This window comes from Micromonospora sp. NPDC048843, from assembly GCF_040649965.1.
Lineage (GTDB): Bacteria > Actinomycetota > Actinomycetes > Mycobacteriales > Micromonosporaceae > Micromonospora > Micromonospora hortensis.
Genome location: NZ_JBEZGJ010000013.1, coordinates 24,201 through 49,156 on the forward strand (window position 1 = coordinate 24,201; position 24,956 = coordinate 49,156).

At 71.8% G+C, this 24,956-nt stretch carries 24 protein-coding genes; 11 read left to right on the top strand and 13 right to left on the bottom strand.

All coding sequences use genetic code 11. From position 1 onward, the window contains the following. Nucleotides 1-34: 34 nt before the first annotated feature. Nucleotides 35-484, top strand: coding sequence for a metallopeptidase family protein (locus AB0C20_RS05370; protein WP_074316962.1), 450 nt, complete (start codon nt 35-37; stop codon nt 482-484). Nucleotides 485-674: 190 nt separating this feature from the next. Here the strand turns inward: AB0C20_RS05370 and AB0C20_RS05375 are convergent, their stop codons facing one another. The 6 genes from AB0C20_RS05375 to AB0C20_RS05400 all read right to left on the bottom strand — a co-directional run bounded on the left by AB0C20_RS05375 (nt 675) and on the right by AB0C20_RS05400 (nt 7,367). After that, nucleotides 675-932 carry a WhiB family transcriptional regulator gene (locus tag AB0C20_RS05375; protein ID WP_007455784.1) on the bottom strand — a complete coding sequence of 86 codons (258 nt, stop codon included), beginning with the start codon at nt 930-932 and terminating at the stop codon, nt 675-677. A gap of 458 nt (nt 933-1,390) precedes the next feature. Further along, a complete protein-coding gene (locus tag AB0C20_RS05380; protein WP_357190536.1) occupies nt 1,391-1,720 on the bottom strand; it encodes a phospholipase in 330 nt (109 codons plus the stop codon). A gap of 17 nt (nt 1,721-1,737) precedes the next feature. Next, nucleotides 1,738-3,132: a DUF4331 domain-containing protein gene (locus AB0C20_RS05385; protein WP_357190534.1), complete on the bottom strand. Its 1,395-nt coding sequence runs from the start codon at nt 3,130-3,132 to the stop codon at nt 1,738-1,740. 51 nt (nt 3,133-3,183) lie between these two features. Then, a complete protein-coding gene (locus AB0C20_RS05390) occupies nt 3,184-3,462 on the bottom strand; it encodes a hypothetical protein (protein WP_196921188.1) in 279 nt (92 codons plus the stop codon). Between the two features lie 162 nt (nt 3,463-3,624). Then, entirely contained in the window at nt 3,625-6,168 is a 2,544-nt protein-coding gene (locus AB0C20_RS05395; protein WP_357567436.1) for a bifunctional FO biosynthesis protein CofGH, read from the bottom strand. Between the two features lie 173 nt (nt 6,169-6,341). After that, nucleotides 6,342-7,367: a hypothetical protein gene (locus AB0C20_RS05400; RefSeq protein WP_357190530.1), complete on the bottom strand. Its 1,026-nt coding sequence runs from the start codon at nt 7,365-7,367 to the stop codon at nt 6,342-6,344. Nucleotides 7,368-7,465: 98 nt separating this feature from the next. Between AB0C20_RS05400 and cofD the strand changes: the two genes are divergently transcribed. Continuing rightward, complete coding sequence (gene cofD, locus AB0C20_RS05405; protein ID WP_357190528.1) at nt 7,466-8,413, top strand: 2-phospho-L-lactate transferase; 948 nt, start codon at nt 7,466-7,468, stop codon at nt 8,411-8,413. Then, on the top strand, nt 8,410-9,495 hold the full coding sequence (locus AB0C20_RS05410) for a coenzyme F420-0:L-glutamate ligase (RefSeq protein WP_357190526.1): 1,086 nt from the start codon (nt 8,410-8,412) through the stop codon (nt 9,493-9,495). The genes cofD and AB0C20_RS05410 overlap by 4 nt, the downstream gene beginning before the upstream one ends. Before the next feature lie 30 nt (nt 9,496-9,525). Here AB0C20_RS05410 and AB0C20_RS05415 read toward each other — a convergent pair whose 3' ends face one another. Continuing rightward, nucleotides 9,526-10,518, bottom strand: coding sequence for a winged helix-turn-helix domain-containing protein (locus AB0C20_RS05415; RefSeq protein ID WP_357567437.1), 993 nt, complete (start codon nt 10,516-10,518; stop codon nt 9,526-9,528). Between the two features lie 279 nt (nt 10,519-10,797). After that, nucleotides 10,798-11,844, bottom strand: coding sequence for a hypothetical protein (locus tag AB0C20_RS05420; protein ID WP_357190522.1), 1,047 nt, complete (start codon nt 11,842-11,844; stop codon nt 10,798-10,800). A gap of 39 nt (nt 11,845-11,883) precedes the next feature. On the opposite strand from AB0C20_RS05420, the gene AB0C20_RS05425 reads away from it, so the two are divergent. Continuing rightward, nucleotides 11,884-12,501 (top strand): NUDIX domain-containing protein, encoded by a 618-nt coding sequence (locus AB0C20_RS05425; protein ID WP_357190520.1) that lies wholly within the window; start codon nt 11,884-11,886, stop codon nt 12,499-12,501. Here the strand turns inward: AB0C20_RS05425 and AB0C20_RS05430 are convergent. Further along, a complete protein-coding gene (locus AB0C20_RS05430) occupies nt 12,470-13,561 on the bottom strand; it encodes a sugar phosphate nucleotidyltransferase (protein WP_357190518.1) in 1,092 nt (363 codons plus the stop codon). The genes AB0C20_RS05425 and AB0C20_RS05430 overlap by 32 nt on opposite strands. Before the next feature lie 63 nt (nt 13,562-13,624). Continuing rightward, nucleotides 13,625-14,770, bottom strand: coding sequence for a glycosyltransferase family 1 protein (locus tag AB0C20_RS05435; protein ID WP_112582435.1), 1,146 nt, complete (start codon nt 14,768-14,770; stop codon nt 13,625-13,627). A 154-nt stretch (nt 14,771-14,924) separates the two neighbouring features. Here AB0C20_RS05435 and AB0C20_RS05440 point away from each other — a divergent pair, with 154 nt between their 5' ends. Beyond that, nucleotides 14,925-15,614, top strand: coding sequence for a TIGR03089 family protein (locus AB0C20_RS05440; protein WP_357567438.1), 690 nt, complete (start codon nt 14,925-14,927; stop codon nt 15,612-15,614). Between the two features lie 124 nt (nt 15,615-15,738). On the opposite strand, the gene AB0C20_RS05445 is transcribed toward AB0C20_RS05440, so the two are convergent. Together AB0C20_RS05445 and AB0C20_RS05450 are read right to left on the bottom strand one after the other, a co-directional pair. Beyond that, a complete protein-coding gene (locus AB0C20_RS05445; RefSeq protein ID WP_357567439.1) occupies nt 15,739-17,748 on the bottom strand; it encodes an acetoacetate--CoA ligase in 2,010 nt (669 codons plus the stop codon). Between the two features lie 143 nt (nt 17,749-17,891). Beyond that, nucleotides 17,892-18,410: a hotdog domain-containing protein gene (locus tag AB0C20_RS05450; protein WP_091394150.1), complete on the bottom strand. Its 519-nt coding sequence runs from the start codon at nt 18,408-18,410 to the stop codon at nt 17,892-17,894. A gap of 23 nt (nt 18,411-18,433) precedes the next feature. Here AB0C20_RS05450 and AB0C20_RS05455 point away from each other — a divergent pair, with 23 nt between their 5' ends. After that, the gene (locus AB0C20_RS05455; protein WP_357190511.1) at nt 18,434-19,105 is read left to right on the top strand and encodes a hypothetical protein; all 672 of its coding nucleotides are present in this window, start codon (nt 18,434-18,436) and stop codon (nt 19,103-19,105) included. 48 nt (nt 19,106-19,153) lie between these two features. Here the strand turns inward: AB0C20_RS05455 and AB0C20_RS05460 are convergent, their stop codons facing one another. Further along, a complete protein-coding gene (locus tag AB0C20_RS05460) occupies nt 19,154-20,374 on the bottom strand; it encodes a multidrug effflux MFS transporter (protein WP_357567451.1) in 1,221 nt (406 codons plus the stop codon). A gap of 378 nt (nt 20,375-20,752) precedes the next feature. Between AB0C20_RS05460 and AB0C20_RS05465 the strand changes: the two genes are divergently transcribed. Genes AB0C20_RS05465 through AB0C20_RS05485 form a run of 5 tightly spaced genes read left to right on the top strand, consistent with a single transcriptional unit; the run spans nt 20,753 to nt 24,932 of the window. Continuing rightward, a complete protein-coding gene (locus tag AB0C20_RS05465) occupies nt 20,753-21,304 on the top strand; it encodes an RNA polymerase sigma factor (RefSeq protein WP_220090806.1) in 552 nt (183 codons plus the stop codon). Then, nucleotides 21,301-22,101 (top strand): zf-HC2 domain-containing protein, encoded by an 801-nt coding sequence (locus tag AB0C20_RS05470; RefSeq protein ID WP_357567440.1) that lies wholly within the window; start codon nt 21,301-21,303, stop codon nt 22,099-22,101. Before AB0C20_RS05465 ends, AB0C20_RS05470 begins: the two co-directional genes overlap by 4 nt. Before the next feature lie 34 nt (nt 22,102-22,135). Beyond that, nucleotides 22,136-22,936: an ABC transporter ATP-binding protein gene (locus tag AB0C20_RS05475; protein WP_357190540.1), complete on the top strand. Its 801-nt coding sequence runs from the start codon at nt 22,136-22,138 to the stop codon at nt 22,934-22,936. Next, nucleotides 22,933-24,321, top strand: a complete 1,389-nt coding sequence (locus AB0C20_RS05480; protein ID WP_357190504.1) for a hypothetical protein — start codon at nt 22,933-22,935, stop codon at nt 24,319-24,321. Before AB0C20_RS05475 ends, AB0C20_RS05480 begins: the two co-directional genes overlap by 4 nt. Then, a complete protein-coding gene (locus AB0C20_RS05485; RefSeq protein WP_357567441.1) occupies nt 24,318-24,932 on the top strand; it encodes a hypothetical protein in 615 nt (204 codons plus the stop codon). Before AB0C20_RS05480 ends, AB0C20_RS05485 begins: the two co-directional genes overlap by 4 nt. Nucleotides 24,933-24,956 lie beyond the last annotated feature (24 nt).

Below are 24,956 nucleotides of genomic sequence, written 5' to 3' on the forward strand. Positions count from 1 at the left end.
TGACCAGCCCGGCGCGGGCGCTACCCTTTGCCTCATGACGAGCCCGGAACACCGCCGCCCCGGTTCCGGCCGGCGTGCGCATCGTGACCGGCACGGGCGCGGCCTGCGCGGGCGGCTGGTTCCGGCCACCGTGCCGCTGGCGCGAACCAAGGCCGAGGTCTTCGACGACCTGGTCCTGGACACCGTCGAGACGCTGGAGCGTCGGTTCGCCAAGGAACTGGCCGGGGTCGAGTTCGCGGTCGAGGACGTCCCGCCGGATCTGAACGTCTACGACTCGGACGTGCTGGAGGACGGCGAGGTCCCGTTGGCCCGACTGCTGCCCGGCCGCCCGGGCCGGCAGGAAGTGCCGCCGCGGATCGTGCTGTACCGGCGGCCCCTGGAGTTCCGGGCGATGGACCGTGAGGACCTCGCCGATCTCGTCCATGACGTGATCATCGAACAGGTGGCGAACCTTCTCGGGGTAGACCCGGACGAGCTCGCCTGAGCCGACCCTCGAGGCTGAGCCGACCCCTCGAGGCTGAGCCGACCCTCGAGGCTGAGCCGACCCTCGAGGCTGAGCCGACCCTCGAGCGGAGAGTCGGGCGGCCCCCACCGCCTCGACCTCACACCGCTCAGGCGGCCCCCCGCGCAGAGCTAGCCCGCTCAGGCGGCCAACTGCCTCGGCCTCACACCGCTCAGGCGGCCCGCCGCTTCAACTTGCGCCGCTCCCGCTCGGAGAGCCCACCCCAGATGCCGAACCGCTCGTCGTGACCCAGTGCGTATTCGAGGCACTCGGTCTTGACCTCGCAACGCGAGCAGATCCGCTTCGCCTCGCGGGTCGAGCCGCCCTTCTCGGGAAAGAACGCCTCGGGGTCGGTCTGCGAGCACAACGCCCGCTCCTGCCACTCCGGCGCGTTTCCGAGCAGGTCGGCCACCTCAAGCTGGCCGTCCATCAAATGCCTCCTTGTCGCGCACCGGCGTCATCGCCGCTGCAACCCCCCACGCGAAAGGCGTGCTTGTCCGTCCGGTCCCGTTTTGTTGCGTTCCGTGCGAACAACCCCATTCAAATTACACGCGTGTAATGCGTGCGCCGTCAAGCCAAACTTGATAATGGAGTCGCCCTCCCGACACCCCCGGTCGGCCACTTGGGCCGTCCAGCCTCGCAACCTGCCCTATCGATTCAGACCCCGGCCGAGTAACGCCCTCTCCGGCGAGTTGCCCGACTTTTCTGCCGTGGCGCTTCTCCGAGGAGTCGCCAACCGGACGGCACCAGAGACCTCCACCCCTAAGCTGATCTTGGTGGGGGACAGGTTAACGCGGCGCGGCGCAGACTGCCCGTCGAGCTGTGGACAGCACTCGCGCCCCGTCCACATTGTGGACGGGGCGCGGTGGTGAAAACGAGGTTCCGGGGTCAGCCGGCGGCCCCAAAACTGCTGCTGGGCCAGGCAAACTCGGCTATCTCTCCACCATGGACAGAAATCGTGCCGGCTGGCGTACGATCGTCCCACCAGACGGTATACATTCCGCTCGGCAGATCGGGATAGACCGCACTGTGGAACGAGCCGTCCCGCACCCGACGCTCACGCACCGCCGAGTGGACCCGCCGGTCCTCGTCGCGACTGATCTCGATCTCCCGGCCGTGCAGATCCGGACCCGTGTAGACGATCAGGGCACCGGTGTCACCGCCCAGATCGAGGACGACGGTCCCGGTCTCCGACGGCCCGTACGCGTGCTCGTGCATCCGCCCGCCCCGCCCGATCAGGACGCCGCCGGCGGGTTGTTGAACCCGTCGTACGGCGTACCCAGGTAGGGGAAGTTTCCGAGGAACGGCGCTGTCACGTCGGCGGCGCTCAGCCCCGGGGTGACAGCGGCGGCCGCCGCATCCGGTTTGAACGTCTTGTCCACCAGCGGGACGGTGACCCCGGCGATGGCCCGCAACGCGATGCTGACCACGTCGTCGCCGACCCGCCGACCGTTCGGGAACCCGGCCAGGTCGCCGCCGAGCACCCCGAACCGGTCCGGCCGCCTGGTGGGCGGGATCGCCGTGTTCAGTCGCAGCATGTCGGCCTGCACCTCGCCTGTGGTGTTGGTGAAGCCGTCGATCAGCCCGGCCGGCACGCCGGTGAGCAGGATCGCCACCAGGTCGGCTCGGGCCTTCTTCGCCCTGGTGAGCTTGTCCAGATTGGGGAAGACGTCAGGGTAGAGCGCCGGCAGCAACGCGGCCAGCTCCGGTTGCTCGACGAACTGGGCGAACCGCTTGTCCTCCGACGGGGGCAGCGAGTTCCACAGGTCCTTCTTGGACATCGGCACGATGACCTCGTTGAACAGTGGATTGCCCAGCCGCGAGACCTGGGTGAACGGGCCGGTGCTGGTGTCCGCCCCGCCCCTGTCGCCGAGCACCCGCACCTGCCGACGCGACGCGGACGTCCACACCCCGATCACCGACGCCCGATCCGCGGCGCCGTACCGGTTGGCGCGCCGACGCACCCGCTCCAGCGGCACCTGCACCGCGATGCTGTGCACGTTCATCCGGTCGGTGGCGTTGACCGGCTCCCCCTCGGCCTTGAAGATCTTCTTCCCGGCGACGTGCAGCTGCTGGAACGGCCGCAGCGTGCCGAGGTCGAAGATCGCCCCGAGATCCACGAAGAACCCGTCCGCGCGTTGCCCGGCGAAGACCCGCTCCCCCGTGGAGAGCGAGTAGGTGGCCTGCCGCACCAGGTCGGCGTACTTCGGGGTGGACAGCGGGCCGACGTTGCACGGCGGGCACTGCAGCTTGTGCGCCAGCCGGTGCTCGCGGCCGTCGGCGACCCTGGTCAGGCTGTAGAACTGCCGCCGGTTCCAGTTCTTGCTGTCCAGCGAATCGATCGGACCGGTGTTGTAGAGAAAACTGTTCGGGTTGGTGATCTCGGTGGTGAATTCGAACCGGTAGGTGACATCCGGACGACCGTCACCGTCGTTGTCGATATGGATCTCGTACCGCACGTCGTCGCCGAACTCGAAGAAGTTCGGGCCCCCGGAGGGGAGCTGCAACGGCACGTAGTTGGCGATCAACGTGACCGTGTCGCGTTTGTCGGGGCTGACGAACGCGTACAGGTCGGAGCTGTCGGCGACCGGATCCTTGGCTATCTCCGGGGCCTCGCGGTGGGAAGACATGACGGACCAACCTCACTGGGCGGGGACAGGATGGCGGGGCGGAGGGTCGGGTCAGCGCCGGGCGGCGCGCCGCAGCCGGTCCGCCAGGCCGCGGTCGCGTACCTCGATGCGCGTCTCACCGACGAAGACGTCCATCGTTCCCGAGTCGGCGTCACGCAGGTGCACGACGATCGGTTCGTCGGCTCGCCCGGCCGCGCCGGGGGCGTTCTGCGCGGCCGACAGGCCCGGCACTGTGAGCGCGGCGGCGCCGAGGGTGGCGCTGGCCGCGGCGGTCAACGTCTGCCGGCGGGTCAGTCGCGGCCACTGCCGCTTCCGCTGATCACTGGTCATGGGCAACCTTTCCGGCGGTGGCGCGAGCGCGCCCGCGGAGACGGACGGGTCCGGTGCCGTCTCGCGACGCCGCCGGGCCCCTGAGGGGACACCGGCGGCGGTCCTCGCCGCGACCGCCACCGGCATCGCGTGGTACGGCCGGGGGCGGGGAAAGGTTCGATGTCAGGGGCGGGCGTGACCGTACGCAGTCGACCGCTTGCGCGCCGGACGACCGGCGGTCTTCGCGATGGCCCGCAACTGCTCCTCGGTACGCGCCGAACCGTTGTCGGAGCCGGCCATCCGGGAGATGGTCTCCTCCATCAGCGTGCCGCCGAGGTCGTTGCAGCCGCCCTGGAGCATCGCGACAGTGCCCTCGTCACCGAGCTTCACCCAGGAGCACTGGATGTTGTCGATCCGGCCGTGCAGCAGCAGCCGGGACATGGCGTGCACCACCCGGTTCTCCCGCCAGGTCGGGCCGGGTCGGGCGATACCCGCCAGATAGATCGGAGCATTCGTGTGCACGAACGGCAGCGCCACGAACTCGGTGAACCCGCCGGTGCGGTCCTGCACCCCGGCCAGCACCCGGAAGTGCGCCAGCCACTGCCCGGGGTGGTCGACGTGGCCGTACATCATCGTGGAGCTGGACCGGATGCCGAGCTCGTGCGCGGTGCTGACCACCTCGACCCAGGCGGCGGCCGGGAGTTTGCCCTTGGTCAGCACCCAGCGCACGTCGTCGTCGAGGATCTCGGCGGCGGTGCCCGGAATGGTGTCCAGCCCGGCCTCGCGCAACTGGAGCAGCCACTCACGGATCGGCACCCCGGCCTTCGCGGCGGCGGTGACGATCTCCATGGGCGAGAACGCGTGCACGTGCATCTCGGGCACCCGGGCCTTGATCGCGCGCACGATGTCGGCGTACCCGGTGACCGGCATCTTCGGGTCGATGCCGCCCTGGAGGCACACCTCGCTGGCGCCGGCGGCCCACGCCTGCTCGGCCCGGTCCGCGACCTGCTCGACGGAGAGCCGGTACGCGTCGGCGTCCCGCTCACGCTGCGCGAACGCACAGAACCGGCAGCCCACGTAGCAGACATTGCTGAAGTTGATGTTGCGGTTGACCACGTAGGTGACGTCGTCGCCGACCACCGCGCGGCGCACGTCGTCGGCGAGGCGGCACACCTCGTCGAGCGCCGGCCCGTCCGCGCCGAACAACGCCAGCGCGGCATCGGTGTGCGCGGGGTCGAGCAGGGCCGCCGGGTCGTCCGCGGCGAGCCGCAGACCGGCCGCCAGGTCACGGTCCGCACCAATTCCGGCCGGTGCCACGGGTACGCCAGCCCGGCGGGCGGTCGCCTCCGGGGTGACCTTGCCAGCGACCTCGGCCCAGTCGCCGTAGACGCTGTCGAAGTCGCCGCGCCGGTCGTCGGTGCGGCCGGTGGTGTCGATGGTGGCGTGCAGGTCGACCCGTCCGCCGAACACCTCCTCCGGCTCCTGCCACGGTCGTCCCTGCGGCATCGCCGACTCGACAGCCATGCCCGTCGACGGATCGGCCAGGGCGCCGACGTGCGGCAGCAACCGTGGGTCGAGCCACGGGTCACCCGCGCGCACGTACTCGGGGTAGATCGTCAACCGCTCCCGCAACGTGAACCCGGCTAGCTCGGTGTGCCGGGCCAGCTCGTCGATCTGCGGCCAGGGGCGCTCCGGATTGACGTGGTCGGGGGTGAGCGGGGAGACGCCACCCCAGTCGTCGATGCCGGCGCGCAGCAGCAGGTCGTACTCACCGGCGATGAGGTTCGGCGGGGCCTGGATCCGGGCCTTCGGGCCGAGCAGCAGCCGGGCCACCGCCACAGTGGTGGCCAGATCGTGCAGCTCCGCGTCCGGCATGCCGCGCATCGCCGTGTCCGGCTTGGCGCGGAAGTTCTGCACGATCACCTCCTGGAGGTGCCCGTACTCCCGGTGGGCGCGGCGGATCGCGAAGAGCGCGTCCACCCGCTCCGCCGAGGTTTCCCCGATGCCGATCAGGATGCCGGTGGTGAACGGCACCCCCACCCGCCCCGCGTCCTCGAGCACCCGCAAACGGACCGCCGGCTCCTTGTCCGGCGAGCCGAAGTGCGGGCCACCCGGCTCGGACCAGAGCCGGGTCGCTGTCGTCTCCAGCATCATGCCCATGCTCGGCGCGACCGGCTTGAGCCGTTGCAGCTCCGACCAGGACAGCACCCCGGGGTTGAGGTGCGGCAGCAGACCGGTCTCCTCCAGCACCGCCACGGCGCAGGCGCGCAGGTAGTCCAGTGTCGAGTCGTAGCCACGCTCGTCCAACCAGCTCCGGGCCGCCGGCCAGCGTTCCTCCGGCCGGTCACCCAGGGTGAACAGCGCCTCCTTGCAGCCCTGCGCGGCACCGGCCCGGGCGATCGCGAGGACCTCGTCGCGGTCAAGGAACGGCGCCGGCAGCCGGTGCGGCACTGTCGCGAAGGTGCAGTAGTGGCAGCGGTCCCGGCAGAGCCGGGTCAACGGAATGAAGACCTTCTTGGAGTACGTGACCACACCCGGCCGCCCGGCATCCCGCAGCCCGGCGTCGCGGATTCCCCCGGCGAGCCGGAGCAGTTCGTCGAGCGCGTCGCCGCGAGCGGACAGCAGCGCGGTCGCCTCGTCGACATCCAGCGCCCGCCCGTTCGCGGCCCGGCCCAGGGCCCGCCGCACGCTCGCATCGCTCGGGCCGGAGTGGGTGCGATCAACCATCCACTCACCCTATGCGCAGCGCGAGCCTGCCCCGCCGTGCCCAGCCCCACCGTGGGAAACGGCACCCCCGGCCCCCACCCGATTGATCATGAAGTTATTGCCACGACACGCCACGTGATCGGGCAATAACTTCATGATCGACGAAGGTCGGTGGGGCGACGGGGTTGGCTGCCTCAGCGGGGCTGGTCGGGGTGGTCGTTGGGCTTGATGTGTTGGGTGCGGTCGGTGTCCGGGTCGGCCGGGTGGGAGATGACCTCGGTCGGGTCGGCGGACTGGCGCGGGATCGCCTGGGTGGGGTCGGCCGACGGCGGCTGCCCGAACGGCGGCACTGTGGGCGGAGGCGCCGACTGGGGGGCGGGGTTCGCCGGCGGCGCGGACTGCGATGCCTGGAACGGCGGGGCCGACTGCGGGTGCGGCGGCGCGGACTGCGGGAACGGCGGGGCCGACTGCGGGGCCTGGAACGGCGGCGACTGCTGGCCGTACTGGCCGGCCTGCGGGTGACCACCAGGCTGGCCGGCCTGCGGGTATCCGCCGGGCTGACCGGCCTGCGGGTAACCACCGGGCTGACCAGCCTGCGGGTATCCGCCGGGCTGGCCGGGAGCGGGCCAACCGCCCTGCGGCTGGCCGCCGGGCTGACCCGGGGTCGGCCAACTACCCTGCTGCTGCGGCCAGCCCGGCTGGGGTTGGCCGTAGACGCCCGGCTGCGGCTTGGGCCGCGGCACGTAGTAGTGGGCGCGCCAGATGGTGTAGACCACCCAGGCGGCGATCGCGAAGATCACCATCCAGGCGAACCGGGTGAGCACACCGAGCAGCGCGTCGAGCACCTCGGCCTCGGCCAGCCGGCCCACCGTCCAGATCAGCATGGTCAGCGTGCCGAACAGGGCGCTGACCGCATACTCGACGACGGCCGCCTGCGTGATCAGCTTCGCCTTCGCCAACACCGGCGAGATGTGCGTGGCCAGCAGCACCGCCAGCAGCGGGAGACCCACCGCCTCCACCCCGACGAACGCGTAGAAGGCGCTGCCCGCGCGGTCGGTGAAGGAGCTGTAGTCGTTCGGGGCGATGAGCCGGAGCAGGCCCACGAAGAGGAACACGGCGTTGGCGCCAAGCAGCGCGAGCGCGGCGAGCTCCCGTAGCGGCTTGGTCAGCTGGCGGGCCTGCGTCGCGTCGGCGGACGCGGGCTCGGCGGGGCTGGTCACGAGTTCCCCCTCGGGGCATCAACGGACAGGGTGCACGTGAGCCTAGTCTCGCGGGCCTCCCAGGGATCGGAGGCGTCACGTGCGCGAGGATGGTCGACATGCGCATCGTGGTTCTGGCCGGCGGCATCGGCGGCGCCCGGTTCCTGCTCGGCGTCCGGGCGTACGCCCGTGACGTCGGCGCGGAGGTGACCGCCGTTGTCAACGTCGGCGACGACCTGTGGTTACACGGGTTGAAGATCTGCCCCGACCTGGACAGCGTCATGTACACGCTCGGTGGGGGCGCCGACCCGGAACGGGGCTGGGGTCGGGTCGGCGAGAGCTGGACTGTCAAACAGGAGTTGGCCGCGTACGGGGCGGAGCCGACCTGGTTCGGCCTCGGCGACAAGGACATCGCCACCCACCTGGTCCGCAGCACCATGCTCAACGGCGGTTACCCGTTGAGCGCTGTCACCGAGGCGCTGGCCAGCCGCTGGGAGCCGGGCGTACGCCTGTTGCCGGCGACTGACGACCGCCTGGAGACCCATGCCGTGGTGGAGGACGACCAGGGTCAGCGGGCGATCCACTTCCAGGAGTGGTGGGTGCGGTACCGGGCCGACATCACCACGCACCGTTTCGTGTTCGTCGGTGCGGAGACGGCGAAGCCGGCCCCCGGGGTGCTGGACGCGATCGCCTCGGCCGACCTGGTGCTGATCGCGCCGAGCAACCCGGTGGTGAGCGTCGCGCCGGTGCTGGCCGTACCGGGGCTGCGTGCGGCGGTGGCGGACGGCCCGGCGCCGGTGGTGGGTGTCTCGCCGATCATCGGCGGCGCGCCGGTGCGGGGTATGGCCGACCGTTGCCTGGAGGTGCTCGGTGCGGAGTGCAGCGCGGCGGGGGTGGGTCGGCTCTACGGCGGGCGGGCGAGCGGCGGCCTGCTCGACGGTTGGCTGGTGGCCGAGGAGGACGCGGGCACTGTGGTGCCCGAGGTGACGGTCCGCGCGGTGCCGCTGCGGATGACCGACGAGGCGGCGACGGCGGCCATGGTCCGTGCCGCGGTGGAGTTGACGTGAGGCTGGAAGTTCTGCCGGTGCTCGGCATCGGTCATGTGACCGAGGGCGACGATCTGGCCGCGGTGATCGCGACCGCCGCGCCGTGGCTGCGCAACGGTGACGTGCTGGTGGTGACCAGCAAGATCGTTTCCAAGGCGGAGGGGCGGCTGGTCGACGTGCCGGCGGACGGGCCGGAACGGCTGGCCGCCCGGGACGAGGTCCTGGCCGGTGAGACCGCCCGGGTGGTCGCCAGCAGGGGGGCGACCCGGATCGTGCAGACCCACCACGGCTTCGTCATGGCCTCGGCGGGGATCGACGCGTCGAACGTGGACAAGACCCAACTGGTGCTGCTGCCGGTCGACCCGGACGCCTCGGCCCGGGCTCTGCGGGACGCGCTGCTGGAGCGCTACGACCTGGACCTGGCCGTGATCATCAGCGACACGATGGGCAGGCCCTGGCGCAACGGGCTCACCGACGTGGCACTCGGGGTGGCCGGGATGCCGGCCATCCGCGACCACCGGGGCGAGGTCGACCCGTACGGCAACGAGTTGCAGTTGACCCAGATGGCAGTGGTGGACGAGCTGGCGGGTGCCGGCGAACTGATCAAGGGCAAGTGCGATCAGGTCCCCGTCGCTGTGGTGCGGGGCTACCTGCCGGCCACAAACCCGGACGACGCCGGTGGCGCGCGGGCGCTGATCCGCGACGCGGCACAGGACCTGTTCTCGCTCGGTACCGCCGAGGCCCGTGCCGCCGGGCTCTCCGACGCCGCCACCCTGACCGACGGTCCCGGTCCGACACCGGCCGACCTGACCGCGGTGCGACGGGCGATCGACGCTGTCGCCGGGCTGGTCGCCCCCGGCACGGTCTTCACACTTGTCGACGAGGCCGAGGTACGCGCCGGTCTGGTCGCTGAGATGCCCGGGTGGCCGGACGGCGCCGACCTGCTGCTCGGCTCCGCCCCGACGCCCGTCGAGCCGTTCGGTCTGGTCCGCTTCGGCGCCGACCTGCACCGGCTGCGCGTCGCCTTGGCCGCCCAGGGCGTCGGGTCGACCCTGTTGCCGCCACCGCCTGGCAGCCCGGCGAGCGCCGTGCTCGCCCTGTAGAAGCGCCCTCGGCCGGTGTGAACGGCCGGGTCACGCGTCCAGCATGGCCCGGCCCAGCGGGGTCAACGTGTGCAGCACGCTGTTGCGTTCGCGGTGGCTGACCAGCAGACCAGCGTTGCGCAGCACCGTGGCGTGCTGGCTCGCCGCCGCCGGTGAGATGTTGAGCTGGCGGGCGACCTCGCCGGTGGTGCAGCCCTCGTCGCTGGCCTGCAACACCGCCGCTCTGGTGCGGCCCAGCAACGCGGCGAGTGATTCGCGGGCAGCACCGGACGCGGCGCTGGCGTCGGCGGAGACCAGGGCGCCCAGCCGGTCCACCGGGTAGACCAGCACGGGTGGCAGCGCCGGGTCGAGTAGTGCGACAGGGGTGGCCGCGCAGAAGAACGACGGCACCAGCAGCAGCCCACGGCCGTCCAGGTGCAGCTCCCGGCTGTGCGGGTAGCTGTGGACCTCCAGCACCCTGCTCTCCCAGCGCATCGCCGGCCGGAGGCTGGTGAGCAGGCCCTCGACGCCGCCGTCGAGCAGCGCCCGCGCACGTCGCGTGCGGTCCGCCGCGACCGCGGCCTGGATCCGGCCCCAGTACGGGCTGATCGCCAGCGACCGGTACTGCTCCATCGACTCGGCCAGGTGGTGCAGCGCCGACACCTCACCGCGGGCGAGCGCGGCCGCCGAGGAGGGCAGCTGGTTCTCGGAGGCCAGCACGCTCAGGTCCCGGTGCAGCAACTCGGTGGGGGTGCTGCGGACCGCGTCCAGCCCGGCCTCGAAGCCGCCGACGCTGGCGTACGGGGTGAGGAAGTCGGGGAAGTAGCCACGCGGCGGGTTCAACGCGAAGAGCAGGCGGAGCTGCTCGGAGGCGGAGTCCTGGCGCAGATCCCGGGCCACGCTGCGCCGCCAGTTGGCGGTCAGCGGATCGCGGGTGCGGCCGCGCAGCACGTGCAGGCTGAGGACCAGCTCCCAGACCGGGTCCGCCGCCGGCGCCACCCGGGTCCGGAGGATGTCCTCCCCAGAAAAGTGGATCTTCAGCATGGAGCGCTCCTGTGTCGCCGACAGGGGGGTGCCGGATGACCGTTCGACTCTACCTGGCCGGCAGTAATCTCCATCTTTAAGCCTGGGCTGAAAAACCTCGACGTCTCCGGGGCCGGTTCGGCATGCTTCCCATGCCCGAACACGGCGCCGCGCGTCCTTGACGTCAGTGCTGCCGGGGCACCGGGACCGGGGAGGCCCCGGTGATCGGACGGCACCACGAGGGTCTGCGGCCCTTGTTCCGCGGAGGTGCCGTCCGGTCATCCCGCCCCCCGCGCCGGCTCAGCCGACCCAGAGCGCGACCCGATGGTCCTCGTCAGTGACGTAGAACGACAGCCCATCCAGCTCCGCTACCCCCTCGACGTGGTGAAACGGGGCCAGGTCCGCCACCTGCTCCCCGACGAGCCGCCGCCCGTCGCCCGCCTCGCCACCGGTGAGCCGGAAGCGGACGTGGCGGGATGTGACCTCACCTCCACCCGGATGGTCGTCGAGCAGGACGGACCCCTTGCCGAGCGCGTCGATCGAGCCGATCACTGCCGCGTACCCGCCGTCGGCCGTCGGGGTGATCGCGCGGAAGCCGGTCAGCTGCCCCGGCGGAGTGACAGCGGTCAACACGTACGCGCCCAACGCCCGCGGCCACGCCCGCTCGGCAGTGAACATACCCGGCACACCGGCCACCTCGACCAGGATCGGCTCACCGGCGTCGGTGACCGGAAAACGCAGCCCGAGCAGCACCGTCCCGGCCGGGGTGAACGCCGCAGCCTCCACGTTCAACGGCAGGTCGTCCGGGGCCAAGCGGCTCACCCAGCTCTTCTCCCGGGCGGTCCCCCGGGCCAGCGTCTCCACGATGAACCGTTCCCGCACCCGCTGCCCCGCCGGCAGGAGCGTCAGCGGCGCCGCGGCGAGCGCATCGTTCACCGCCCGGTGCAGCCGAAACGAGTTGCGTACCACGTGCACCGGCACCGGCCCGGCCGCCGCGTCGTCCTCGCGGAACCGGGCCACGAAGGCGCGCCGAGGTCGCAGCGGGCCAGCCTTCGAGCCGAAGTGGGAGCCGAAGACGTACACCCAGCCGTCGTGGTGGGCGAGCGCCTCACCGTCCTCGGTCCGCCCGTTCTCCACACCGGCATCCGCACTCACGTGCACTGCCGTCCACTGCCCGTCGTCGCGCTCCAGCAGCAGCGCGAGGCAGCGCTCCACCGGCCCCTCGTCCAGCACCGTCCAGAAGCCCCGCCGGGCACCGTACGCGCCCAGCAGCGCCGCCGAGCGCACCGGCAGCAGATCGCTGGCCTCGTTACCTGCCACCACGAATTCGACGAGTCGCACTGTCACCGAGCCAGCGTACGGAGCACACGCTCGTACAGTGGCGGGGTGCCCGACGCCGTGATCACCGGACCCACCGCCCACCCGACCGACCCCGAGGCGTACGCCGCGTTGCACGCCGACGCCACAGCGTTGCTCAAGGGCTGGCAGCCGACCAGCCCGGGTGCGGCCAGCGCTCGGGACCGGACCCTCACCCTGCTCGCCGCCGGTCCGATCGCGATGAGTCGGCAGCACCGACCGGGGCACGTCACGGCCAGCGCGTTGGTGCTGGACGCCACCGGCTCGCGGGTGCTGCTCTGCCTGCACGTCAAGTTCGGGTGGTGGGTGCAGCTCGGCGGGCACTGTGAGCCGGTCGACCAGACCCTGGTCGGCGCCGCCCTCCGCGAGGCCACCGAGGAGTCCGGAATCACCGGCCTGCGGATCGACCCGGTGCCGATCGACGTGGACGTGCACCCGGTGCAGTGTCAGGGCGGGTCCGCGCACCACGACGTACGGTTCGCCGTGCTCGCCCCGCCCTCGGCTGTGGAGCAGGTCAGCGACGAGGCCGAGGCGCTGGGCTGGTTCCCCCCGGACCAGCTGCCCGAGCCACTGGCCGGCGGGACCGCGCAACAGGTCGCGCCGGCACTCGCAGCCCTCAGACGTAGCCCTCTTCGCCTCGCTCCTTGAGCTCGTCGACCAGGGCCTTGACGTCCTGCGCCCGGTCGCGCGGGCAGACCAGCACCGCGTCCGGGGTGTCCACCACGATCAGGTCGCGCAGACCGAGCACTGCCACCAACCGACCCGACTGCGGGACGACAACGAGGTTGCTGCTGTCCCGCAGCAGCACACCCGGCTTGGCCTCCGTGCCGAGCACCACGTTGCCCGCGTCGTCGGCCGGCAGCACGTCGCCCAGGGTGTGGAAGTCACCGACGTCGTTCCAACCGAAGTCGCCGGGCACCGTCGCGACTCGACCCGCGGTGGCAGCGCCCTCCATCACCGCGTAGTCGACGGAGATCTTCGGCAGGGTCGGCCAGATCGCGCCCAGGACGTCGTCCTGTTCCGGGGTGCCCCAGGCGGCGGCGATCGCGGCGACGCCGGCGTGCAGTGCCGGCTGCTGGCGGGCCAGCTCGGCGAGGAAGACGTCCACCCGCCACACGAACATGCTCGCGTTCCACAGGTGCCGGCCCGAACGGACGTACGCCTCGGCGACCTCGGCGGCCGGCTTCTCCTTGAACTCGGCCACCTGGCGCCACGGCACACCCTCGGTCGGATCGCCGGTCTCCAGGTAGCCGTAGCCGGTCTCCGCACGGGTCGGAGTGATACCGACGGTCATCAGCATGCCCTGCTCGGCGCCGCGGACCGCCTCCTGGACCGTGCGGACCCAGCTTTCCGGGTCGCGGATCAGGTGGTCGGCCGCGAAGCTGCCCATCACCGCGTTCGGGTCGCGCGCCGCGATCACCGCGGCGGCCAACGCGATCGCCGCGCAGGAGTCCCGGGGGGAGGGCTCGACCAGGATGTTCTCCTCCGGCAGCACTGTCAGCTGCCGTGCCACCGCCGCGACGTGCGCGGCGCCGGTGACCACAAGGGTCCGATCCGGTGTGGTCAGCGGCGCGAGCCGTTCGACTGTCGCCTGGAGCAGGGAGGCGCTGGTGCCGGTCAGCGGGTGGAGGAACTTGGGATGGCCAGCGCGGGACAACGGCCACAACCTCGTGCCACTGCCACCTGCCGGAATGACCGCATAGAGCATCCGCACATCATGCCCGACGTACCTGCCCAAAGTGGCACGGGTCACCCGCAGCGACGCGGAGGGTCAGGAGCGGGCGCGACTCCACGCCGCGATGTGCACCTCGGCGCTGGACTCCCAGGTGAACTCCTTGGCCCTGTCGAACCCCGCCTTCGCCAGCGACAACCGCCGCTGCTCGTCGTCGAGCAGGGCGGCCAGGTCGGTGCCGATCTGCTCCGGGTCCTCCGAGGTGTACGCGACCGCGTCGCCGCCCACCTCGGGCAGCGAGAGCCGGGGCGTGGTCAGCACCGGGGCGGCGCACGCCATCGCCTCCAGGATCGGCAGCCCGAAGCCCTCGCCGTAGGACGGGTACGCGGCGACCAGGGCACCGCCGAGGAAACCCGGCAGGTCGGCATAGCGCAGGTAGCCGGGGCGCAGCAGACGCAGGTGCGACGGCACCTCGGCCACGGCCCGGTCGATGTCTTCGTCGTGCCCCTGCCCACCGGCGATCACCAGGGCCGGCGGGTCGACCCGGTCAGCCACCGCCCGCGCCCACCCACGGATCAGGTTGGGCACGTTCTTCCGAGGCTCCTTGGCACCGAGGAAGGCGACGTAGCTGCTGTTGCCCAGCCCCAGACGCGCGCGTACGCGGGCCTTCTCCTCCTCGGTGGGAGCGTGGAAGGCAGCCTGGTCGACGCCGTGGTAAGCCACGTCGATCCGCGTCGGGTCGGCGTCGAGCAGACGGATCAGCTCGTCCCGGGTGGCCTTGCTGGGCACGATCACCCGGTCGGCGCGGCGCAACGAGGTCTTGATGGCGCTGCGGAAGAACGTGCGGCGCGACTTGTCGTAATGCTCCGGCTCGGTGAAGAACGTCGCATCGTGCACAGTGACCGTGACCGGACACCCGGCCCGCAGCGGGCAGGTGTAGAAGGGCGAGTGCAACACCTCTGCGCCCACCTGCTGGGCGAGCAGCGGCAGACCGGTCTGCTCCCAGGCGAGCCGGGCCGGGCGGTGCGCCACGGCGGCCGGAGCCGGGATGATCTCCGCGCCGGGCAGCATGCGGGTGTACCGCTCCAGATCGGTGCGGAGACTGACCACCGCCAGCTCCACCCCCGACCCGCACACCTTTCCGAGGGCACCGAGCAGACCGTCGACGTATCGACCGACACCACCACGGTCGGTGGGGACACTCGTGGCGTCGATGAGCACGCGGGGCGGGCGACCGGCGGTCACGGGGCGACTCCTTGAACTGGCGGGCCTGTGGGGAACAACACTCCGGGGGTAAAGCCTACGCCGGGGCGCGGGGCCGACGCTGACTGCGACCCGACGGTACGCCGACTTGTCATCGTCATCGAGTACGGCCCGCACTGGCGTATCGTTCGCGCCGATGGCCGACAACATTGCCCGGGTGTTCGCCGACGCGATCGCGACCGACCCGACCCGACCGCTGCTCACCTGGTACGACGACGCCACCGGCGACCGCACCGAACTCTCCGGCGTCACGTTGGCGAACTGGGTGGCGAAGACCGCAAACCTCCTCGTCGACGAGGTCGGCCTCGCGCCGGGCACCCCGGCCGGCGTGCTGCTGCCGCCACACTGGCAGACCGCGGCGGTGCTGCTGGCCTGCTGGTCGGCCAAGCTGAGCGTGGTCGACACGCCGGGCGACGTGGGGGTGCTCTTCGCCGCCGCCGACCAGTTCGACGAGGCGCAGTCCTGGTCCGCCGACGAGCGGTACGCCCTCGGGTTGGCCCCGCTCGCCGCACCGCTTCGGCAGGTGCCGCCCGGGTTCGCCGACTACGTCGTCGAGGTACGCGGCCACGGGGACCACTTCACGCCGCAGTCCGGCAGTGGCCCCACCGACGCGCACCTGCTGGGTCGCGCCGAGGCCCGCGCCACCGAGTTGGGCATCGAGCCCGGCGCGCGGGTCCTGGTTGACGCCGCCCGCTACCCCGACCCGGTCGACTGGCTGCTGGCCCCGCTGACAAGGGCCGCCACAGTCGTCCTCTGCGCCAACCTCGACCCAACGAAGGTGGCCAACCGCCAGGCCACCGAAAAGGTCACCCAAACTCTCCAGTAACCCCGCCGCCCGTCCCCCGCGGCCCCGCCCGCCCCGTCGATCATGGAGTCGTGGTGGGCAACTGATGGGCCAATGCCCCTTTCGCGAGGCACCACAAGTCCTTGATCGACGCGGGAGGGTGAGGTTAGGCGGGGGTGCTGTCGGTGGCTCGGCGTTGGGCCAGGGCGGCGAAGGCGGTCAGGGACTCGGGGTTGACCAGGGCCCCCTTCGCGGCGGCCTGGTCGACCGGGGTGCCGGTGAGGATCTTCTTGACCGGCACCTCCAGCTTCTTCGCCGAGAGGGTGCGCGGCACCGAACGCACCTGATGGATCTCGTCGGGCACGTGCCGGGGTGAGAGCGCCGTGCGCAGTTCACGGCAGATCTTCGTGCGCATCGGGTCGTCCAGCTCCAGACCCTCGGCCAGCACCACGAAGAGCAGCAGCTCACCGGCGCCGCCCTCGTCGTCCTCCAGGTGCACGACGACCGAGTCGAGCACCTCGTCGAGCCCTTCCACCACCGAGTAGAACTCGGCGGTGCCGAGGCGCACCCCACCGCGGTTGAGGGTGGCGTCGGAGCGGCCGGTGATCACGCAGCCACCCCGCTCGTTGATGGTGATCCAGTCACCGTGGCGCCAGACACCCGGGTAGACGTCGAAGTACGCCTCCGCGTAGCGGGTGCCGTCCGTGTCGTTCCAGAAGCCCACCGGCATGCTCGGCATCGGTTCGGTGATCACCAGCTCGCCCAGCTCACCGATGACCGGCGTGCCGTCGGCGGAACGAGCCTCCACCTTGGCGCCCAGCGCCCGGCAGGCGATCTCACCGGCGTACACCGGCAGCAGCGGCACACCGCCGACGAAACCGGTGCACACGTCGGTGCCGCCGGAGAGCGACTGGAGCTGGAGGTGGTCGCCGACGGTCTCGTACACCCAGCGGAAACCCTCAACGGGCAGCGGCGCACCCGTGGAACCCACGCCGCGCAGCGCCGACAGGTCGGCGACCTCACGGGGGACCAACCCGGCCTTACGGCAGGCCAGCAGGTACGGCGCTGAGGTGCCGAAGTACGTCGTCCCGGTCTCCGCCGCCAGCCGCCACAGCCCGCCGAGGTCGGGCTCGGCCGGCCGGCCGGGCTCCGCCCGGACCCCCGGGTTGCCGTCGAAGAGCACGATGGTCGCCCCCACCGCCGGGCCGGAGACCAGGAAGTTCCACATCATCCAGCCGGTGGTGGTGAACCAGAAGAACCGGTCGGCCGGGCCCAGATCGTGGTGCAGGGCGAGCATCTTCAGGTGCTCCAGCAGGATGCCGCCGTGGCCGTGCACGATCGGCTTCGGCAGCCCTGTGGTGCCCGAGGAGTACAGCACGTAGAGCGGGTGGTCGAACGGCACCGGCGTGAACGTCAACGGCTCGTCGGTGGGCGCGGCCAGCTCGGCCCAGCCCAGCGCGCCCTCGGGCGCGGGGCCCGTCGGGTCGAGGTAGCCGATGCTGACGGTGTGGCGCAGCGACGGCAGGGCGGCCCGGATCGCGGCGACCTCGGCACGCCGGTCCACAGGCTTGTCGCCGTACCGGTAGCCGTCCACGGCGACCAGCACCGTCGGTTCGATCTGCTGCCAACGGTCGGTGACGCTGCGGGTGCCGAACTCGGGCGCGCAGGACGAGAAGATCGCGCCCAGGCTGGCGGTGGCCAGCAGCAGGACGTACGTCTCGGTGATGTTCGGGGCGTACGCCGCCACCCGGTCACCGGCGGTGACGCCGAGCCGGCGCAGCCCGGCCGACACCCGGCGGACCTGCTCGCGCAGCTCACCGGCGGTCAGCGTGACCGGCGGGCGGGTCTGCCCGTGGGAGATCACCACCGGGTCGTCGTCGGCCCGCCCCGGCATCCGCAGCACGTTCTCCGCGTAGTTGAGCGTGGCGTCGGGGAACCACCGGGCGCCGGGCATTCCCCGCTCGGCCAGGGTGGCGGTCGGCGGGGTGTGCGCGATCACCTCGAAGTGGTCCCAGATCGAGCGCCAGAACCCGTCCAGATCGGTGGTGGACCAGCGCCACAGCGCGTCGTAGTCGGCGAAGTCCAACCCGCGGTGCTCCCGCAGCCAGCGCAGGTAGGCACCGATCCGGGACCGCTCACGTACGTCCGCCGGCGGCGTCCACAGCATGTCACCCACTGCTCCACCCTCCCCCTGGCCCGACACGACACTGTGACTGGGCCGTGGCGCCATCTTGCCCTACCTCGAAGCGCCATTCTGCGCACCGGGTAGGCCAACCGACGCGTGCCCGCCCCACACTCCAACCCGCCACCTCATGTGGGTCAGCCGGCACGGTGGGCCTGGATGGCACGGCGGCGGGCCAGCCGGTGCGCTCGGCGGATCTCCGCCTCCTTGTACCGGCGCTCGTCCTCCGCCGTCTCCGGCAGCACCGGGCGGACCGCGCGCGGCGCCCCACCCACGTCGACGCCGACGAACACCAGGTACGCGGTGGCAACCCGGACCGGCGCGTCCTCGGCCGAGTCCCACCGTTCGGCGACCACCCGCACGCCCACCTCCATGGAGGTCTGGCCGGTCCAGTTCACCTGGGCGTGCGCGTGCACCAGGTCACCGACCCGGACCGCCTCGGAGAAGACGATCTCGTCGATCGCCGCGGTCACCGCGGTCCCGCCGCTGTGTCGGGCGGCGGCGGCACCGGCCACGTCGTCGACGAACTTCATCAGAACTCCGCCGTGCACGGTGCCGTAGAGGTTGACGTCCACAGCGGTCATGATCTTGCTGAGAGTGACGCGCGAGTACGACGTCGGCTTGCCGGTCGGAGCGGCGGAGAGGTGCTCAGTCATGTCGAAAACGGTACGGTGCGCGGATGCGACATCTCTGGAGCTTCCTCGCCGGGCTGGTGGTGGCGCCCATCACCTGGGTGCTGGTCACACTGGGGCAGGACGGGTCGAGCCGGACGGTCGACCGCTGGGTGGAGATCGGCACGTTCAACACCGCAAACCTGATCGAGCCGGCCGTGTACCTCGGTGTCGGCGGTGTCCTGCTGGGCCTGCTCGGCACGCTGCGCTTCTCGCCGCTGGGCCCGTTGGTGGCCGGTGCGCTGCTGGTCACCCCGTACATCGGGATGTTCGTGGCGCCCTTCTCGGTGCGGAACGCGATCCCGCACGAGTGGAAGGTGTTCGGCGATCCTCTGCCGCTGCGACTGCCGGTGGAGAACGGCACGCTCTTCCTGCTCGGCCTGCTGCTGCTGATGGCGACCTTCAGCCAACAGCGTTGGCGGCAGTGGCCGAGCCCGGCGACCGAACCGGCCGCGGCACCCGCCCCCGTGTCGGACGGAGGCCCCCGCAACGACGACTTCACGTTGACCGACTGGCCGGCCCCCGCGCCCGCGGAGCGCGACACCGCGCCCCTCACTCTGGGTTACCCGGCGGACTCGACACCGACCGAGCCGCTGCCCCGCCGGGTGGGTGGCGAATCACCCTGGTCCGCCCCACCGCGCGGCCAACCGCGCCCCGAGGACACCACCGAGATCCGCTGATCGTCGGGGCGGGCCGGTGACCCGGCCCGCCCCTCCATCCGTTTCGAGCTAGTGCAGCGCGACCGCCAGATCCCTGTCGACGGTGCCGAGGCTGGCACGGGGAACCACGAGGAGCATGACGATCAGCGCGGCGGCCATGCCGCCCGCGATGACGATCGCCATCGGTACGCTCCCGGTGCCGAACAGACCGGCCAGTGGCGCCGACACCGCGCCGATGCCGAACTGCACGGCGCCGAGCAACGCCGCGGCGGTGCCAGCGGCCTCGCTGTGCCGGCTCATGGCCAGCGCCGGCGCGTTGGGCAGGGCCAGGCCGGCGGCGGCCAGGACCAGCCACAGTGACGCGAGCAGGGTGCCCAGGCCACCGATGCCGGTCGCCGCGAACATGACCAGCAGCAGGCCAGCCGCCGTTCCGGCGGTCAGGGCGCTGACCAGGATCTGCTGCGGGGTGTAGCGGCGCAGCAGCCGAACGTTGAACTGGGTGGCCCCGATCAGGCCCACAGCGCCGGCCCCGAAGGCGATGCCGAACTGCTGCTCGTCGAGGCCGTACTCCTGCTGGAGCACGAACGACGAGCCCGAGACGTACGCGAACAGGGCCGCCATCGCCAGCCCCGCGACCAGCACCAGGCCGACGAACGCCCGGTCGTTGACCAACCCCCGGTAGTCGCGCAGTGTGGCGCGCACCCCGCCGTGCCGCCGACGCGTCATCGGAAGGGTCTCCGGAAGCCGGAGTGCGGCAACGACGATCAGCAGGGCGCCCAGCACCGCCAGCGCCGCGAAGACGCCCCGCCAGTCGGTCCAGCTCAACAGGCCGCTGCCCAAGGTCGGCGCGAGGATGGGCGCCAGGCCCATGACGAGCATCAGCCGGGAGAAGATCCGCGCGAACGAGGCCCCGCTGAACAGGTCGCGGACCACTGCCGTCGCTACCACTGTGGCGGCGGCGACGCCGAGCCCCTGGAGTACGCGCAGCCCGCCGAGCACCGCGATGTTGGGTGCGAAGACGCACAGCACGGAGGCCACGATGTGCGCGGCCAGCCCGGCCAGCAGCGGCACCCGCCGCCCGACCACGTCGGAGAGCGGCCCGATCAGCAACTGGCCCAACGCGAGGCCGACCAGCGTGCCGGTCAGCGTCAACTGCACGGCGGTCTCGGTGGTTTGCAGGCCCGCCGTGATGGCGGGCAGCGCGGGCAGGTACATGTCGATGGTCAACGGCCCGATCGCGATCAACGCGCCCAGCACGAGGACGAGTTGCGCCCGCTGACGGTTCGTCATCAGGTCACCGGGCAGCACTTCTTGCGCGACGGCGGTATCGCGTCCGGTCTTCTCCACCAACTGCTTCATCATCTCGATCTCTCTGCGGGGCGCGTCGTCACGAGCGGCGGCGCGGGGCGTCACCGGGACCGCGTGGACGTGGCGGCACGGTGTGGGACGCCCGACGGTGGGCAGCGTGGATGTGACGAGGCAGCGTCGTGGCGGGGGCGGCCGGGTGGGGCGATGATCCGAGGGTGATCCTCTCGCTCGGCAACACCTCGGCGGCGGGTGACGTTCCCGGTGTGTGGGGAGTCACCCCGCCCGTTCTCCGGGGACCAGTGTGACCGGAGTCACAGCCGGAGCAGAACCGAGGCCGGGGTACGCGTCGTCTTGCCTGGTGTGAAACGAAGTCTGGACGGGCTCGACGAGGGCGAACTCCTTCGCCGCGTCGCCCGGGGCGACCGGCGCGCCTTCGACGCGCTGTACCGGCGTACCGCCCCGTGGTTGACAGCGCGACTGCGCCGACGCTGCGCCGACGAGGACGTGGTGGCCGAGGTGTTGCAGGAGACGTACCTGGCGGTCTGGCGGTCGGCCGGTAGTCAGGCGCAGTCCTCCACCTCCGGCAGCGCGGTGGGCTGGTTGTGGACGATCGCCGCGCACCGGTTGATCGACGCGTTTCGCCACCGCGCCCGACGGGAGCGGGTCCCGTCCGTGCAGACCTTCGAGACCGTGGCCCCGGCGGCCGAGGACGAGGCGCTGGCCGGCGGGATGGACGCCAACCTGGAGCGGGCCCTGCACGAGCTACCTGCGGAACTCCGTCAGGTGCTGCGTTCGATGGTCCTCGACGGCTTGACCGCACGGGAGACCGCTCTGCTGCTCGGCATGCCGGAGGGGACCGTGAAGACCCGGGCCCGGCGGGCCCGAATCGCCCTCCGGGAGGCGCTGTCATGACCACTCACCCGACGCCCACAGTCATCTCCCAGTACGCCTCGGGTGCTGCCGGCGTCGACGACACGACCATCTGGGCGATCGAGGCGCACCTGGAGACCTGCGCCGCCTGCCGAGCGGTGCTCACGGACGTCGACCCCGGCACCCGGGACCTGCTGGACCGGGTGGCCGACGGTATCGCCACCGGGATCGCCACCGGCCCACCTCCGGTACGCCGTCGCCGGCTGCCGCGTACCGGTGTCGCCGCGCGGGTGCTGCCCTGGCTGGTCACCGCCACCGGGTTGATGCTGGCGGCGGCCCTGTTCGAGTGGACGTTCGACAGCCTGCCGTCGCTGGTGCTGCTGATCGCGCCGGTGGCACCGCTGCTGCCGGTGGCAGCGGTCTGGAGCCGGCGCCTCGACCCGGCCTGGGAACTGACGGCCACCATGCCTCGCACCGGCCTGCCGCTGCTGATGCGCCGCACGTTGGGGGTGCTGTCGGCGGTCATACCGGTGCTGGCGGTGGCGGGCTGGGTCACCGGCCACTCCCCTGGCCTCTGGTTGCTGCCCGCCCTCGGGTTCACCGCCGGCGCGTTGGCGCTGGGCACTGTGGTGGGGGTCGACCGCGCCGCACTCGCGTTGACAGTCGCCTGGTCCGCCGGTGTGGTCGGGCCGAGCCTCACCGACGGGCAACTTCCGACGGTCCTCACCGGCGGCAGCCTGCCGGGGTGGGGGCTCGCCACAGTGGCGTTGACGGCAGTCGTCCTCGTTCGAGCGTGGCGACGGCCGCACGAACCGCACAAGAACCTTCTGCACCGATGACGACACCGAGCCACTGCCGAATGGAGAGATCATGATGCGTACGGTCAGCGTGGCCGAGACCGCCCCGCCCACCTACGCGTGGGCGGTGCACGCCGAGAAGTTGCAGGTCCGGGCCGGCCGACACCTCGCGGTGAACGAGCTCGACCTGAAATTGGGCACCGGTGTGCACGGGCTGCTCGGCCCCAACGGCGCCGGAAAGACGACGTTGATGCGAGCCCTGGCCACGGTGCTGAAGCCGGCCGGGGGGCGGCTGACGGTGCTCGGCGGCGAGGTCACCGGCAACGCCGACCTCCGCCAGGTACGCCGCGGCCTGGGCTACCTGCCGCAGCACTTCGGCTTCTACCCGCGCTTCACGGTCCGGGAGTTCGTCGAGTACATCGCCTGGCTCAAGGAGATGCCGAAGGCGGTCATCCCCGGCGCCGTGCAGCGGGCCGTCGAACGGGTGGGTCTGGCGGACCGCGCCGACTCCCGGATGAAGACGCTGTCCGGCGGGATGCTGCGCCGCGCCGGCATCGCCCAGGCGATCGTCAACGACCCGGCGGTGCTGCTGCTCGACGAGCCGACGGTCGGCCTGGACCCGGAGCAGCGCCTCGACTTCCGCGAACTGCTGCGGGAGATCGGCCTGGACAGTTGCGTACTCGTCTCCACCCACCTGGTCGAGGACGTCGCGGTGGCCTGCTCCGACGTGGTGCTCATCAGTGAGGGCCGGTTGGTGTGGCAGGGCACCACCGGGCAACTGACCGAACAGGGTGGGGCCGGCGACGCCGGTGACAGCGCCACCGAACGTGGCTACTCGTCGGTGCTGCGCGCCTACCGCGAGCGGGTGTCGGCATGACGGGACGCATCCTCCGCATCGAACTGCGCCGCTCGGCGGCACTGGGCACCGCCCTGTTGATACTGGTGAGTGGCGCGGCGTTGCTGCTGTCGTCCACCCAGTTCTTCGCGGGGCGCTGGATGCAGTTGGCGGTGATGGCCCGGTCGCTGCTGATGGTGCTGCTGCCGCTCGCGCTGGCCGGTGGGGCGTGGATGGGCCGGCGCGACGCGCGCCACCGGGTCGACGAGTTGTTCGCCAGCACCGTCCGGCCGCGGTGGCAGCGTGTCGTCCCGACCGCCGGCGCGCTCGCGGTCTCGGTGACGACCGCGTACCTCCTGACGTTCCTCGTCGGGGCCGGATGGGTGGTGCCCACGGCGGGCTACTTCCCGTTCGCGGCGATCGTCGTCACCGCGGTCGGCGTCCCGGCACTGGTCGCCGCGGGTTGGCTGGGAATGGCCGCCGGCCGGGCCGTGCCCCGGGTGATCACCGCACCGGTCCTCGCGGTGGTCGGGTTCGCCGTGGTTGGGTTGGTTCCGGAGTTGGCCATGGCACCCGACACGAGCACGGGGATCGCGCGGTTCCGGCCGGAACCGGCGGCGATGCTGCTCCTACCGACGATCAACAGTCTGGACGACTTCCAGACGGTCATGACGCGGGTCAGCCTGGTCCAGGCGCTGTGGCTGGTGTCCCTGGCCGCGACCGGCCTGCTGCTGCTCGGCGCGGTCCGCCGCCGCGCCATCGCGTTCGCCGTACTCCCCGCGGTGCTCGGCGTCGCGGTCGCCCTACCGCTCCTGCCCGTCGGCGGAGCCCGCGGGGCGGCGGCCGTCGACCCGGTCGCCGTCGAGCTGGTCTGCGACAACGACGGCCCGCAGGTCTGCGTGCGGCGAGTGCACGCAGGGCTGCTGCCCGATGTCGTCGGCCCCGCCCGGCAGGCGCTGGGCCTGATGGCGGCGAAGCTGCCCAACGCACCGGTCCGGGCGGTCGAGACCGAACGGGTCACCTTCTGGGCGATGCTGGAACCGGACATGGCACCGCCCCGCAACTCCGCCGACACCCTCGTCTTCGACACTCCCACGATCGACCGCTTCGGGCACGCCGACCTGTCCGGCGACTACTTCCTGCCGTCCCTGCTGGAGGCCGCCTGGCGGCAGGAGTGCGGCGAACAGCCGATTCTGGGCGACGTGTACCGGGCCCGGACCGTCGCCGCCGCCTGGCTGACCGGGCAGCCACCGGCCCCGCAGCCCGCATGGGCACCCGAGGAGATGGCACTGCTGGAGAACGCGTACCAGGCGCTGGTGAACCTGCCGGAGGCCGAGCAACGACGCCGGATGGCAACGGCACGCGAGGGCGCACTGGCCTGCCGGGACGACGAGCTGGTGGCGATCATGTCGGAGGACCGGCCGTGAGGTTGCTCCAGCTCCACCTGCGCTCCCGCCGGGTCCCCCTCGCCACGGCCACCGGGACCGCCCTGATCGCGCTGGCGTGGGCGCTGTCGCTGGCCTACACCGACTCGCCGACCATCAACGCTCGGACTGCCAGCCTGGCCATCATGCTGGCGGCGGTCGCCGTCGGCACGACCCTCACCGGTGCCGACAACTCCCTCGACCACACCATGGCGGTCAACTGGCCGGTACGCCGCGCCGGACACCTGCTGCTCGCCGCCGCCGTGATCGCCGCGCTGCTGTCGCTCAGCATGATCACCGACACGCGCTACGAACCGTTCGCCCTGGTGCTGCGCAACACCGCGGGGCTACTCGGGCTCACCGCGCTCGGCGCCACACTGCTGGGCGCCGCCCTGGCCTGGATCGCTCCGCTGATCTGGACCCTCATCGCGGTGCTGCCGATGATGGGGCCCAGCCCGGATCTGAGGATGCAGGTCGCCGGCTGGCTGATCCAACCCGCCGGGACAACCGCCGCCACCACCTGCGCCGCCGTCCTGGCGGTGACCGGTCTGCTCGCGTACGCCCTGCGGGGTTGCCCCGTGCGGCCGGTGAGCGAGACCGCCCCCGACCGGTGACGGACGCTCCGGCGCTCCAGGATC